Annotated in this window: 11 protein-coding genes; 3 read left to right on the top strand and 8 right to left on the bottom strand. The window is 73.3% G+C overall.

The window, feature by feature from the left end:
• Positions 1–150: 150 nt before the first annotated feature.
• The 3 genes from ACZ7G1_RS31620 to ACZ7G1_RS31610 form a co-directional block, all read right to left on the bottom strand.
• Entirely contained in the window at positions 151–939 is a 789-nt protein-coding gene (locus ACZ7G1_RS31620) for an ABC transporter permease (protein ID WP_470882444.1), read from the bottom strand.
• Positions 940–1,004: 65 nt separating this feature from the next.
• Positions 1,005–1,967 (bottom strand): ATP-binding cassette domain-containing protein, encoded by a 963-nt coding sequence (locus ACZ7G1_RS31615; protein ID WP_470882443.1) that lies wholly within the window; start codon positions 1,965–1,967, stop codon positions 1,005–1,007.
• 52 nt (positions 1,968–2,019) lie between these two features.
• Positions 2,020–2,691 carry a DUF4097 family beta strand repeat-containing protein gene (locus ACZ7G1_RS31610; protein WP_471204322.1) on the bottom strand — a complete coding sequence of 224 codons (672 nt, stop codon included), beginning with the start codon at positions 2,689–2,691 and terminating at the stop codon, positions 2,020–2,022.
• A 266-nt stretch (positions 2,692–2,957) separates the two neighbouring features.
• Between ACZ7G1_RS31610 and ACZ7G1_RS31605 the strand changes: the two genes are divergently transcribed.
• Positions 2,958–3,707, top strand: a complete 750-nt coding sequence (locus ACZ7G1_RS31605; protein ID WP_470880511.1) for a GbsR/MarR family transcriptional regulator — start codon at positions 2,958–2,960, stop codon at positions 3,705–3,707.
• Between the two features lie 10 nt (positions 3,708–3,717).
• Here ACZ7G1_RS31605 and ACZ7G1_RS31600 read toward each other — a convergent pair whose 3' ends face one another.
• The 3 genes from ACZ7G1_RS31600 to ACZ7G1_RS31590 form a co-directional block, all read right to left on the bottom strand.
• Positions 3,718–4,761: a saccharopine dehydrogenase family protein gene (locus ACZ7G1_RS31600; protein WP_470880513.1), complete on the bottom strand. Its 1,044-nt coding sequence runs from the start codon at positions 4,759–4,761 to the stop codon at positions 3,718–3,720.
• 121 nt (positions 4,762–4,882) lie between these two features.
• Positions 4,883–5,281, bottom strand: coding sequence for a VOC family protein (locus tag ACZ7G1_RS31595; RefSeq protein ID WP_471204319.1), 399 nt, complete (start codon positions 5,279–5,281; stop codon positions 4,883–4,885).
• Positions 5,278–7,317 (bottom strand): HelD family protein, encoded by a 2,040-nt coding sequence (locus ACZ7G1_RS31590; protein WP_470880517.1) that lies wholly within the window; start codon positions 7,315–7,317, stop codon positions 5,278–5,280. Before ACZ7G1_RS31590 ends, ACZ7G1_RS31595 begins: the two co-directional genes overlap by 4 nt.
• 229 nt (positions 7,318–7,546) lie before the next feature.
• Between ACZ7G1_RS31590 and ACZ7G1_RS31585 the strand changes: the two genes are divergently transcribed.
• Complete coding sequence (locus ACZ7G1_RS31585; protein ID WP_470880519.1) at positions 7,547–7,732, top strand: hypothetical protein; 186 nt, start codon at positions 7,547–7,549, stop codon at positions 7,730–7,732.
• Between the two features lie 31 nt (positions 7,733–7,763).
• Here ACZ7G1_RS31585 and ACZ7G1_RS31580 read toward each other — a convergent pair whose 3' ends face one another.
• A complete protein-coding gene (locus tag ACZ7G1_RS31580) occupies positions 7,764–9,404 on the bottom strand; it encodes a DNA repair helicase XPB (protein ID WP_470880520.1) in 1,641 nt (546 codons plus the stop codon).
• 161 nt (positions 9,405–9,565) lie between these two features.
• Between ACZ7G1_RS31580 and ACZ7G1_RS31575 the strand changes: the two genes are divergently transcribed.
• Complete coding sequence (locus ACZ7G1_RS31575; protein ID WP_470880522.1) at positions 9,566–9,880, top strand: hypothetical protein; 315 nt, start codon at positions 9,566–9,568, stop codon at positions 9,878–9,880.
• Between the two features lie 40 nt (positions 9,881–9,920).
• Here ACZ7G1_RS31575 and ACZ7G1_RS31570 read toward each other — a convergent pair whose 3' ends face one another.
• Complete coding sequence (locus ACZ7G1_RS31570; protein ID WP_470880524.1) at positions 9,921–12,584, bottom strand: helicase-associated domain-containing protein; 2,664 nt, start codon at positions 12,582–12,584, stop codon at positions 9,921–9,923.
• Positions 12,585–12,639 lie beyond the last annotated feature (55 nt).

Raw genomic sequence — 12,639 nt, 5'->3', positions numbered from 1 at the left:
GAGCTGGTGTGAGACGGCTGGTGTGAGCCGGTTGGTGTGAGCGGTTGTACGGGGAAGGCCCGGCGCTGCCATCGGATGATGGTGGCGTCGGGCCTTCTCGGGGTTCGGGGTGGTGGTGGTCGGGCGGGTGGGCCCGGGGGTGCATGACGGTTACTTGGGGTCGCGGTTGAACTGGGCCTTGGACCAGCGGTAGCCGAGGAGGGTGAGGGCGAGGCACCAGGCGACGGAGAGCCAGCCGTTGTAGCCGATCTCGGTGCCGAGGAGCAGGCCGCGGAGGGTCTCGATGGCCGGGGTGAAGGGCTGGTACTGGGCGATGGGCTGGAACCAGCCGGGCATCGTCTCGAGCGGGACGAAGGCGCTGGAGATCATCGGCAGGAGGATCAGCGGGGTGGCGCTGTTGCTGGCGGCCTCGGCGTTCGGGCTGCCCATGCCCATGCCGACCGCGATCCAGGTGAAGGCGAGGGCGACGAGGGCGAGGAGGCCGAAGGCGGCGACCCACTCGACGAGGGTGGCGTCGAGGGAGCGGAAGCCGATCGCGGCGGCGACGCCGCCGACGAGGGTGACGCTCGCGATGGCCTGGAGGACGCTGCCGGCGACGTGACCGAAGAGGACCGAGCCGCGGTGGATGGCCATGGTGCGGAAGCGGGCGATGATGCCCTCCGTCATGTCGGTGCAGACGGAGACGGCGGTGCCGACGGCGGTGGAGCCGATCGTCATCATCAGGATGCCGGGGACGATGTAGGCGATGTACGCCGAGCGGCCTCCGCCGCCGCTGAGGCCGGCGCTCATCGCGTCTCCGAAGATGTAGACGAAGAGCAGCAGCAGCATGATCGGCGTGAGCAGCAGGTTCAGGGTGAGCGACGGGTAGCGGCGCGCGTGGAGGAGGTTGCGGCGCAGCATCGTGGACGAGTCGCGGAGGGCGAGGGACAGGGTGCTCATCGGGGGTTCTCCTGGTTCTGCGGGGTGGGCTGGGCGGACTGGACGGACGGGGTGGGCTGGGTGGACTAGACGGACGGGGCGGGCTGGTTCTGCTGGCCCGGGATGTCCGCCGTGCCGGTGAGGGCGAAGAAGACGTCGTCGAGGTCGGGGGTGTGGACGGTGAGTTCGTCGGCCTCGATGCCGGCGGAGTCCAGGCGGTCGAGGATGGCGCGGAGTTCGCGCTGGCTGCCGTCGCTGGGGAGCTGGAGGGCGAGGGCTTCGTCGTCGCGGGCCGAGTCGGCGAGGGTGGTGGCGGCGGCGCGGTAGGTGTCGGGGTCGGTGAAGCGGAGTCGTACGTGTCCGCCGGGGATGAGGCGCTTGAGTTGTTCGGCGGTGCCTTCGGCGGCGATCTTGCCGTTGTTGAGGACGGCGATGCGGTCGGCGAGTTGGTCGGCTTCTTCGAGGTACTGGGTGGTGAGGAAGACGGTGACGCCGGTGGTGACGAGTTCGCGGATGATCTGCCACATGTTGTGGCGGGAGCGGGGGTCGAGGCCGGTGGTGGGTTCGTCGAGGAAGATGACGCGGGGGTCGCCGACGAGGGTCATGGCGATGTCGAGGCGGCGTTTCATGCCGCCGGAGTAGGTGGAGGCGGGCTTCTTGGCGGCTTCGGTGAGGTCGAAGCGGGCGAGGAGTTCGGTGGTGACGCGGCGGCCTTCCTTCTTGGGGAGGTGGTGGAGGTCGGCCATGAGGAGCATGTTCTCCTCGCCGGTGATGAGGCCGTCGACGGCGGAGAACTGGCCGGTGACGCCGATCGCGGAGCGGACCTTCTGGGCGTCGGTGGCGAGGTCGTGGCCGGCGATGCGGACCTGGCCGGCGTCGGCGCCGATGAGGGTGGAGAGGATCTTGACGGCGGTGGTCTTGCCGGCGCCGTTGGGGCCGAGGAGGGCGAAGACGGTTCCCTCGGGGACGGTCAGGTCGACGCCGTCGAGGACGTTCTTGTCGCCGTAGGACTTGCGGAGCCCGTTCGCGGCGATGGCCGGGTTGGTCATGGGAGTTGCTCCTTGGGGGAATTCGGGGCGGGGCGGGGCGGTGCGGGGTGGGTCAGAGGCTGCGGGCGGTGATGTTGCCGTAGGAGGTGGTGGCGTGGATGTTGAGCGCGGCCTGGGGGCCTTCGGCGTTGGTGAGGGTGTTGCTGATGCGGCCGTAGGCGGTGCCGGCGTCGAGGGTGGCGGAGGTGCCGCGGGGGGCGCCGATGGTGATGTCGCCGTGCTGGGTGGTGAGGGTGACGGTGCCGCGCTGGGCTTCGGTGACGGTGAGGGCGCCCTTCTGGGTGCGCAGGTCGGCGGGGCCGGTGAGGCGGCCGAGGGTGATGTCGCCGGCCTGGAGGGTGAGGTGGGCGGCGGCGGTCTCGTCGAGCTTGACGGTGGCCTGGGCGGCTTCGAAGGTGACGTCGCCGAGGCGTCCGACGCCGCGGAGTTCGGCGAGGGCGGCCTTGGCCTCGACGCGGGAGCCGGCCGGGAGCTGGACGGTGATCTCGACGGAGCCGGAGTTGCCGAAGAGCTGGTTCTTGGCGGCGGGGGCGGCGATCCGCAGGACGCCGTCGGTGTAGTCGACGGTGATCTGCTCGGCGGCCTTCACGTCGCGGCTCTTGCCGGCGTTGGCCGGGAGGACCTCGACGGTGGTGTCGGCGCGGTCGGCGGCGATGAGGCGGATGTTGCCGGCGGGGATGTCGAGGACGGTGGCGATGGCGGCGGGGGTGGCGAACTGCTGCATTTCTCTGCTCCTTCTCAGTGGCGGGCTCTTTGCCGTCCCGCTCTTTCCGATGAAGGAAAAGCTACGTTGCGTTCGAGGCTCTGGCAACGACTTCGTTGCGTAGGAACGTTGAAATCCCAGGTCAGAGCCGGAAATTCATTGCAATGGTCCTGGATGTAATGCAACGTCACCTCTCCAATCCATTGCAATGGATTGAGGGTGAACGCTATGCTGAGGCGTCAGAGCGCAGGAAGTGCCTCGCAGGAAGCACATCGAAGGAGACCGTGATGCCGGGAGGCCGACTCACCCAGCCCGAACGCCAGCAGATCGCAGTCGGTCTGGCCGACGGCCTCGCGTACGCGGAGATCGCCCGCCGCCTCGAACGGCCCACCTCCACCATCACGCGCGAGGTGATGCGCAACGGCGGCCCCACCGCCTACCGGGCCGAGGTGGCCCACCGCGCCACCGAACGCCGCGCCCACCGGCGCAAGCAGGCCGCGCCCCGGGGCCCGGAGGCGCTCCCGCAGCCGCACGGGCGCGACCCCGAGGCCATGCGCGCGTACGAGGAGACGTTCACGGCCGTCCTCGCGGGCTCCGGCATGCCGGCGATGATGTCCAGGGTGATGGCCTGCCTCACCCTCACGGACACGGGCAGCCTCACCGCGTCCGAGCTCGTCGAGCGGCTCCAGGTCAGCCCGGCGTCCATCTCCAAGGCGATCGCGTTCCTGGAGAGTCAGGGCTTCGTCCGCCGCGAGCGGGACGAACGCCGACGCGACCGCTACGTCGTCGACGACGACATCTGGTACCAGTCGATGGTCGCCAGCGCCCGGTCCACCGCCCAGATCGTCGAGATCGCCCGGCAGGGCGTCGGCGTCCTCGGCTCCGAGACCCCCGCCGCCGTCCGCCTGGAGAACGTCGCCCGCTTCCTCGACTTCGTCTCCGAGAGCATCATGCGCGCCGCCGAGCAGGCCCGCGAGGTCCTCTACGCCAAACCCCCGTCGGCGGAGACCGCCGACGGGGAGCCGGAGACGTCCTGAACCCGCGGGCTCAGCCGACCGGTTCGTACGTGATGTGCGGGGCCAGGTCGCGGAGGAAGGCCGGCGCGTCGAAGGCCGCGCCGGCGGAGGCGACGCCGACCGCCTTCGTCCGCCCCGTGAGGATGTGGCGCAGGGCCTCCACGGCGAGCGGCGCGCTGACCGCGTAGATGTCCTGGCCGCTCGCGACCGCGCGCCGCTCCTCGCTGCCCGAGCGGACGACGACGTCGACGAGGAACGTCTGCGCCGACCGCCCCCGCTCGTCGACGGCGGTGGGCGCCGGGGTGTCGGGCGCGGTGAGCTCGCGGGCCGCTTCGACGGCCATGTAGGTGCGGACCTCGGGGACGGCGAGGTGGCTCGGGACGGTGACGATGTCGGCCATGCTGAACTCGCCGATCACGGGCCTCGGGCCCATCGGCTCGGGGAACGTCCAGTCCAGGGCCGGGGCCGCGTCGGTGCGGTGCTGGATGCGGCCGTCGGCGTACACGATCCGGCGTCCGTCCCGGCGCTCGCGGGAGACGGCGCCGGCGGCGATGGTGCCGGCGGTGGGGTGCCAGCCGCTCAGGCCGTAGGCCACGTGGGCCTCGTCGGCCGTCTCCCAGTCGCCCATCGCGGCGGTGACGAGGAGGTCGCCGAGGCCGCCGAAGAAGGCCATGGCCGGGACGACCAGCGTCCCCGCGGCCTTCGCCCGCTCCTCGTACCGCGCGAAGGTGTCGAGGTTCGCCTCGATCTCCGCCGCCACGTCCACGTACGGGATCCCGGCCCGCAGCGCCGCCTCGATGACCGGACCCGCGGTCACCGCGAACGGCCCGGCGCAGTTCACCACGGCCGCCGCGCCCTCCAGCGCCCGGTCGAGCGCCGCCGGGTCGTCGACGGAGGCGGGCCGCACGCCCAGACCGCCGCGGACGCTCCCGTACGTCCCCGCCAGCGCCTCCAGCTTCGCCGCGTCCCGCCCGGACAGCACCGGTACGAAGCCCCGTTCGAGCAGCTCTGCCACCACGAACCGCCCGGTGTGCCCGTACGCCCCGTAGACCACTACCGACTGTCCCGCGCCCATGGTTCTCTCCCGCCGTTTCCGTTAGTTCAACTGTGAACCATCTTGTCGGCGGCGGCCGGTCCGCGCGAGTACAGGGACCGCCAGGAGTCGCACAGTTTCGGACGCCCGCGGACGGGACCCCCTAAGGGCTCGCGACCAGCTCCACCTCGAAGCCGTCGGCGTTCTCCAGGTAGGCCGCGTAGACGCCCTCGCCGCCCGCGTGCGGATGGCGGTCGGGGAACAGGAGCCGCCAGCCGTGCGCCGGGGCCTCGGCCGTCAGGGCGTCGACGGCGGCCCGGTCGCCGGCGTGGAAGGCGAGGTGGTTGAGGCCGGGCCGGAGGCGGTCGTGCTCGTCCGAGGTGCGGGCGGGGGACTGCTCGACGACGAGGTAGCAGGAGCCGAGGGCCCAGCTGCGTCCGCCGTCCCAGCGCTGGAACGGCTCGTACCCCAGGGCGCCGAGGAGCCAGCCGAAGCTGGCCTCGGCGCCGTCCAGGTCGCCCACCCAGATCTCGACGTGGTGCAGCGCTCCCACCCGGCTCACAACGCGCCCAACTGGGCCGGGACCGGGGCCGAGTGAACGACCGTCAGGCCGGACACCGCACGCGTCAGGGCGACGTACAGGCGGCGCAGGCCGGTCCGTTCGTCGGGTTCGCCGTCGACGACGGCGGCGGGCTCGTCGAGGACCACGTAGTCGTACTCGAGGCCCTTGGCGAGGGAGGCGGGGACCAGCGTGAGGCGGGATTCGGCGGTGGTCTCCTCGCCGGGCGAGAGGGGGGAGAGGCCGGCGGCGGCGAGGGCCTCGGCGAGGGGGGCGACGCGGGCGTCGGCGGCGATGAGGCCGATGGAGCCCTCGTGGGCCAGCGACTCCACGCAGGCGGCGACGACGGCCGCGTCGAGGTCCTCAGCGGGGCGGACGGTCAGCGAGCCGGGGTTCTCACGCACCGACTCCACCGCCGCGAGCCCCGGCGACATGTGGGGGAGGAGCCGGGAGGCGTACGCGATCACCTCGCGCGGCACGCGGAAGCCGGCGGTGAGCTCCTCGACGACCGCCTCCGGCTTGCCCAGGTGCCCGAGCGCCTGTGCCCAACTCTCCGTCGCCCAGGGGGTCGTGCCCTGCGCGAGGTCGCCGAGGATGGTGGCCGAACCGGTGGTGCAGCGGCGGCCCACCGCCCGGTACTGCATCGGGGACAGGTCCTGCGCCTCGTCGAGGACCACGTGGCCGAGCGAGTGCGTCCGCTCGATCAGGTCGGTGGCCTCGTCGATGAGGACGGCGTCCGCCGCCGACCACTTCGCGGTCTTCACGCTCCGCGCCGGCTTCGCCCAGAGCAGCAGCTTCTGCTCGTCCTCGGTGAGCAGGCCTTCGGCGTGCTCGGCGAGGAAGTCGGCGTCGCCGAGCAGCCGCAGGACCAGCTTCGCGGGCTCGACGGGCGGCCAGCACTCCTTCACGACGGCCTTCACCGCCGCGTTCCGCGCGACCGCGTTCTGCACCCGGTCGTCGGGCGCCTCGCCGGCCTCCTCCATGCGCACCAGGACGGCGTGCGCGATCCGCTGCGGCAGGGCCTCGCGGGCCGCGCCGTACCGGATGTCGCGGTCGAGCAACTCCCTTACCATCTCCTCCAGTTCGTACGCCGGGACCCGCCAGCGCCGCGAACCGCGGACCACCATCAGGGGCTCCGTCGGCAGCGAGACGTGCGAGCGGACCGCCCGCCGCAGCACCTCCGCCATCCGGGCGTCACCCTTGACGACCGCCGTCGCCGCCTCGTCCGTACCGCGCACCTCGACGTGCGCCACGAGGTCGTCCACCGTCGCCTGCTGCACCTCCAACTCGCCGAGTGCGGGGAGGACTTGCTCGATGTAGTGGAGGAAGGAGCGGTTCGGGCCGATGACCAGCGTGCCGGTGCGGGCCAGCCGGTCCCGGTGCGCGTACAGCAGGTACGCGACACGGTGCAGGCCCACGGCCGTCTTGCCGGTCCCGGGGCCTCCCTGCACGCAGACCGTGCCCGACAGACCGGAGCGGACGATCCCGTCCTGCTCGGGCTGGATCGTGGCGACGATGTCCCGCATCGGACCCACGCGGGGCCGCTCGATCTCCGCCTGGAGCAGCTTGCTCGTCTGCTCCAGCTCGCCCGGGTCGGAGAGGTGCTCGTCCTCGTACGCGGTGAGGTCGCCGCCCGTGTACCCGAAGCGCCGCCGCAGCCCGACGTCCTGCGGGTCCTTCTTCGACGCCTGGTAGTACGGCTGCGAGACCGGCGCACGCCAGTCGATCACCATCGGGTCGCCGTCGGCGTCGTGCACGTGCCGCCGCCCGATGTAGAACCGCTGGCCCTCCTGCGTGGTGTGCAGGTAGTCGAGCCGGCCGAAGAACAGCGGGGTGTCCGCGAGGTCCGCGAGCGCCTTGATCCGGTCCTCGATCTGCCGGCCGAGGACCAGCGAGTTCACCCAGTTCGCCGTGACGTCCTTGATGTCGAGCGCCTCCACGTCCTCGCGCATCGCGCGCAGTGCGGCGCGGGACGAGGTCAGATGGGCGCGCTCCCGCGCGAGCGGGTCCGCGAGCGGGTCGGTTGCGGAAACGGACACGGTGAAGCCTCCGAGCAGGTGGATACGCGGACACGACAAAGTGGCCGCCGGTTTCCGACCGGACGGCGGCGCTCCACGAACGGGAGGCGGGGAAGCCGGCAAGTGTAACTCCGCCCGCGCGAGGGGGCGAACCACTTTCGCCCCTAGGGGGCGGGATCCGCCTCACGTCGGACCCGGTTTCCACCCCCAGGCCGATGTGTTCGGAATGTCCGGATTCCATCATGGAGACATGACCGCGACGACCTTCACCCTCGTGACCACCGTCCCCCGCCCCCACCGCCTCGCCACCGCCGTCCGCGCCCTCCGCGCCTTCGGCAGCGCCGCGGCCGCGGTGACCCTCCTCGGCGACCACGGCCCCGAGCAGGCGGGCGTCAGAAACCCCCGCCCGGAGCACATCTCCCGGATACGGGCCTGAGGCCTCCCGAAAGAGACCTCAGGCCCGCGCCTCACGGCGCGAGCAGCTCGTCCGCGTCCATGATCCGGTAGGCGTAGCCCTGCTCGGCCAGGAAGCGCTGCCGGTGCGCGGCGAAGTCCTGGTCGATGGTGTCCCGGGCGACCACGGAGTAGAAGTGCGCCTGGTGGCCGTCGGCCTTCGGCCGCAGCACGCGACCCAGGCGCTGGGCCTCCTCCTGGCGGGAGCCGAAGGTGCCGGAGACCTGGATGGCGACCGTCGCCTCCGGGAGGTCGATCGAGAAGTTGGCGACCTTCGACACGACGAGGACGTTGATCTCGCCGTTGCGGAAGGCGTCGAAGAGCTTCTCGCGCTGGGCGTTCGACGTCTCGCCCTTGATGACGGGCGCGTCGAGGTGCTCGCCGAGCTCGTCGAGCTGGTCGATGTACTGCCCGATGACGAGGATCTGCTGGCCCTCGAACTTCTTCACCAGGGCTTCCGTGACCTTCCGCTTCGTCGCGGTCGTCGCGCAGAAGCGGTACTTCTCCTCGGCCTCGGCCGTCGCGTAGGCCAGCCGCTCGGAGTCGGTGAGGTTGACCCGGACCTCGACGCAGTCGGCGGGCGCGATGTAGCCCTGCGCCTCGATCTCCTTCCACGGCGCGTCGAACCTCTTCGGCCCGATCAGCGAGAACACGTCCGACTCCCGCCCGTCCTCGCGGACGAGCGTGGCGGTCAGTCCGAGGCGCCGGCGCGCCTGGAGGTCGGCGGTGAACTTGAAGACGGGCGCGGGCAGCAGGTGCACCTCGTCGTAGACGATCAGGCCCCAGTCGCGGGAGTCGAAGAGCTCCAGGTGCGGGTAGATGCCCTTCCGCTTCGTCGTGAGCACCTGGTACGTGGCGATCGTGACCGGCCGGATCTCCTTGCGCGTACCGCTGTACTCGCCGATCTCGTCCTCGGTCAGGGACGTCCGCTTCACCAGCTCGTGCTTCCACTGGCGGGCGGAGACGGTGTTGGTGACGAGGATCAGCGTCGTCGCCTTCGCCTCGGCCATCGCCCCGGCCCCGACCAGCGTCTTGCCCGCGCCACACGGCAGCACGACGACGCCGGAGCCGCCGTGCCAGAAGCCGTCCACGGCCTGCCTCTGGTACGGCCGCAGGCTCCAGCCGTCCTCCGCCAGGTCGATCCGGTGCGCCTCGCCGTCCACGTACCCGGCCAGGTCCTCGGCGGGCCAGCCCAGCTTCAGGAGCGTCTGCTTGATCTGCCCGCGCTCCGAGGGGTGCACCACCACGGTGTCGTCGTCGATCCGCGCGCCGACCAGCGGCTGCACCTTCTTGGACCGCAGGATCTCCTCGAGCACCGGCCGGTCCGTGCTGGTCAGCACCAGGCCGTGGGTCGGGTGCTTCGACAGCGTCAGCCGCCCGTACCGCGCCATCGTCTCCGCGATGTCCACGAGCAGGGCGTGCGGCACCGGATAGCGCGAGTACTCCACCAGGGCGTCCACGACCTGTTCGGCGTCGTGCCCGGCCGCGCGGGCGTTCCACAGGCCCAGCGGCGTCACCCGGTACGTGTGGATGTGCTCCGGCGCCCGCTCCAGTTCCGCGAACGGTGCGATCGCCCGCCGACACGCCTCGGCGAGCTCATGGTCGACCTCCAGGAGCAGCGTCTTGTCGCTCTGGACGATGAGTGGCCCATTCACGTGCGATCTGGTCCTTCCCGGGCCGCTCCGACGTCGGCCAATCCTCCAGTCTGCCTGATCCGGGGCCGGGACGGGACGGCATGGGGCTGAGTACCCGGTACTCAGCGGAATGAGTACGCGGACGGATGGACGGCCCCCGACCGGGGCGGTGGGATGGCGGCATGCCACCGACTCCCGGGGCCGGGGAGCGGTCCGTTCCGGCCGCGCACGATCCGAACTGGTCGGCGGCGGTGCTGACCGGGGCCCTCGGCGGGCCCCTGCTCGTGCTGCTCGTGGGGAGCCGGTTCGGGCTGCCGGCCGCGCGGCCGGCCGTGATCGGCGTCTGTCTGCTGCTGCCGGTCCTGGTGGCCGTCCCCACCTGGTTCCTCGCGCGCACGCCGGACCGGCGGCCGGTCCGGCGGTTCGTCGCCGGCCTCGCGTGCGCCGTCGGCCTCGCCTGCCCCGTGCTCGCCCACGCGCTCGGGCTGCTGCCCTGAGAAGGGCCGGACCGACGCGGCGGGGTCGGACCCGGCGGGGTCAGACCTGGTCGTCCGCGAGTTCCGCCACGCCCGTGATGCGGTGCAGGGGGTAGGTGCGGACCTCGTCGGCGGTGTGGTCGTAGCCGGTGACGAAGCCGCCCTCGACGCGGACGGGGGCGATGACGCGCTGGCTGGCGGCGCCGTCGGCGTTGACGTAGCCGATCCAGACGGCGGAGCCGGTCATGGCGGCCATCTGGACGGTGGCGAGGGTCTCGGCGGCCGAGGTGCGGGGGAGCGTGCCGCCCGCGGTGGCGACCGCCGGCTCCTTGCGTACCGCCGTCGCCGCCCGGTCGCCCGCGCGGATGGCCTTGACCGCCGCGCCGAGGAGCGTGCCGTCGGGCGCGGGCGGGCCGTCGGGGACGGGGACGGGGGCCGTGCGGGCGGGGGTGCGGTAGGCGTCGGCGCGGGTGACGAGGACGTCGCCCTCGGCGGACTCGGCGGCGGGGGCGTACCCCATCGACCGCAGCCCGGCGAGCAGCGAGGCCGGGTCCGTCTGGGCCGCGAGGACGGTCGGCGCGAGGCGGCGCAGGCCCAGGGCGGCCGAGCGCCGGTCGGCCAGGATCTCGCCGAGGACGGTGTCGTCGTCACAGCGCAGGTACGCCGAGGCGGCCCCGACCTTCAGGTGCCCGTGCCGGCGCGCCACGTCGTCGATGAGGTACGCGAGCGGCTGCGGCACCGGCGTGCGGGAGTGCGCGGCGAGGAAGGAGTGCAGGTCGGTGGCGGTCTGCCCGGAGTCGAGGGCCCGCCGTACGGAACCGGGCGTGAACCGGTAGACCGTCGCACCACCCTTCGACTCCACGTCCGCGAGGACCGCCAGCGCGTCGGCGAGCGGCCGCCGCAGCGGCCCGGGCGCGACGGCCGTCAGATCCGCCTGGAGCAGCACATGGTCGACGGCCTCGGGCAGCAGCGGCGCGAGCAGCGTCGCCGCCCGCCCGGCGGCCACCGCGAGCTCCACCCCGCCGCCGTGGTCGCCGGGGGTCGCCGCCTCCGCGAGCGGCAGGTTGAGCAGCGCCCGCGCCGGTCCCGACAGCGCGCCGCGCCCGGTGAGCCCGAGCAGCTCGGCCTCGTCGAGCGTCCAGCGCGCCAGCCGCGACCGCAGATCGGTGGGCGCCTGGGGGCCGGTTCCGCTGCCGGGTCCGGTGCCGGGGTGGGGAGCGGCCTCCGGGGCGTCGGGCGCGCCGGGCGTGCCGTGAGCACCGGTCCCGCCGGCGGCCCCGGCCGCCCCGCCGGCCGCGCCCACCGGCCGAGGGGCCCCCGAGGGCGCCGCGCCGCGCAGCGGGCGCTCCCAGCGCAGCCGGGCGAGGAGGGTCTCGGGGTCGGCGGAGGAGCCGGGGGGGAGGGTCGCGAGGAGTTCGAGGACGCGGTGGCGGACCTCGGGGGCGGCGGCCCGGTCGAGGTCGGGGCCGAGGGCGGACAGGGTGCGGCCCTTGGCGTCGGCGCCGCCGACGAGGCCGGGCGTGCGGGTGGCGGCGAGCCAGGGGGTGACGAGCCGGGCCCAGCGTTCGGCGGGCGGCAGGTCGAGCCAGTCGTCGTAGGCGGGCGTGGGCGCGTACCGCTCGTCGGCCTCGCCGTCGGAGGCGAGCAGGCCCGCGCCGAAGGCGAGCTCCAGCCAGAACGCGGTCGTCTCCTCGGAGAGGTCGAGGGCCGCCGCGGTCCGCTTGAGGTCCCGTACGGCGAGACCGCCCGCGCGCAGGACCTGCGGGCCGCCCTGGTCCCAGGACTTCAGGAGCTCCTCGACGGTCGCGAGCGCGGCGTGCGCCTGGCCGGCGGCGGCGTTGTCCACAACCTGTGGGCGGTACTCGCGCAGCACGGCCGGTTCCGGCGCCACCGGCTCCGGCGCCCGGTGCGCCCGTCCGCCCCGCAGGTGCAGCGCGACCTCGCGCGGCAGCACCATCGTCCGCGGCGACACGGGAAGCAGCAGGCCCCGGTCGCGCAGCCAGCGCACCGGCGGCGCCGGGTTCGCCGTCACCTCGCCGTACGGCGGGCCCCACACCAGCCGGTCGAGCACGGCCAGCGCCTCGGGCGCCGCCGTGTCGAGCAGCGCGCCCATCCGCGCCCGGTCGGTGAACAGCTCCGTGAGCAGGGCCACCGCCGACACCGGATCGTGCGTCGACGGCAGCCCGGCGGCCTCGATGATCTCCTGCACCCGGCCCGGCGACATGCCGGCCGTCGCCTCCGCGACCGTCGGCCCGAGCCCCGTCGGCGACGGATGCTGCGCCGAGGGCGCGAGCAGTTCCCGCGCCGTCCGCACGAGCCGCAGCCGTTCGTCGTCGCCCCACAGCAGCGCCTGCTCGCGCAGCAGCGCCACCGCGCCCGGCAGCGCCGCCTCGATCTCCGGATCGCCCTCGTCGCCGGTGAGCAGCCCCAGGAGCACGGAGTACGGGGCCGGGTCCGGCGCCACCGCGAGCGCTTCGGCCGTCTGGAGGGCGAACCGGTCGAGCCGCTCAAGGGCCCGCACCACCGAACCGCGCGTCCCGGCCCGCGTCGCCAGCTGCGTCAGATCGTTCGGGACCGGGCTCAGCAGGTCCGGACGCGCCCGCAGCAGCGCGGCGAGCCCGTCGTCGCCCCGCGCCCGCAGCGCCTCCGCGAGCGTGCGCGGCGCGCCGCCGGTGCCAGTTACCTCGGCCACGTGCGCCTCCCGGTCCAGCTCGCCGATCCCCATCCGCCCCACGTTAGCCCCAATCCGTACGACTGAGGCCGCCACGCAGGCGCTAACG

This window comes from Streptomyces sp. NPDC037273, from assembly GCF_055603625.1.
This window is presented reverse-complemented; position numbering and strand designations above follow the sequence as displayed.

Bases quoted from the DNA above. Each gene is read 5' to 3' on its own strand.
- ACZ7G1_RS31620 (WP_470882444.1), bottom strand. From the start codon at position 939: ATGAGCACCCTGTCCCTCGCCCTCCGCGACTCGTCCACGATGCTGCGC.
- ACZ7G1_RS31615 (WP_470882443.1), bottom strand. From the start codon at position 1,967: ATGACCAACCCGGCCATCGCCGCGAACGGGCTCCGCAAGTCCTACGGC.
- ACZ7G1_RS31610 (WP_471204322.1), bottom strand. From the start codon at position 2,691: ATGCAGCAGTTCGCCACCCCCGCCGCCATCGCCACCGTCCTCGACATC.
- ACZ7G1_RS31605 (WP_470880511.1), top strand. From the start codon at position 2,958: ATGCCGGGAGGCCGACTCACCCAGCCCGAACGCCAGCAGATCGCAGTC.
- ACZ7G1_RS31600 (WP_470880513.1), bottom strand. From the start codon at position 4,761: ATGGGCGCGGGACAGTCGGTAGTGGTCTACGGGGCGTACGGGCACACC.
- ACZ7G1_RS31585 (WP_470880519.1), top strand. From the start codon at position 7,547: ATGACCGCGACGACCTTCACCCTCGTGACCACCGTCCCCCGCCCCCAC.
- ACZ7G1_RS31575 (WP_470880522.1), top strand. From the start codon at position 9,566: ATGCCACCGACTCCCGGGGCCGGGGAGCGGTCCGTTCCGGCCGCGCAC.
- ACZ7G1_RS31570 (WP_470880524.1), bottom strand. From the start codon at position 12,584: ATGGGGATCGGCGAGCTGGACCGGGAGGCGCACGTGGCCGAGGTAACT.